Source organism: Shewanella electrica (assembly GCF_022321485.1).
Taxonomy (GTDB): Bacteria; Pseudomonadota; Gammaproteobacteria; order Enterobacterales; family Shewanellaceae; genus Shewanella; species Shewanella electrica.
Window position 1 is genome coordinate 1 of record NZ_JAKOGG010000819.1, and the last position, 232, is coordinate 232.

Annotated in this window: 1 protein-coding gene; it reads left to right on the forward strand. The window is 46.1% G+C overall.

Annotated features, from left to right (window positions below; translation table 11 throughout):
* Window positions 1-232, forward strand: a 232-nt coding sequence (locus tag L9G74_RS22135; RefSeq protein ID WP_238899108.1) for a hypothetical protein, incomplete at both ends; no start/stop codon positions are given.

A 232-nucleotide genomic window follows, 5' to 3' on the forward strand; every position in this document is an offset into this window, starting at 1 on the left:
CTGTGGACCCGGCAATCAGACATGCCTATTTGCATCTGATTGACCTGATGCTAGCTGAAGAATTGTCATTTGCACCATGGCGATCACTTAAAGCGACTCTTTCTCGACGTGAATTAAATTGGGTCTTTCAACGTTATCAACAACGGGGCATTCACGCTGGCATGACGAATCAAGAACGTGAAGAGAAACGGTCAGCGAACATTGCTGAGTTACAGCAACAATGGCGCAGTAT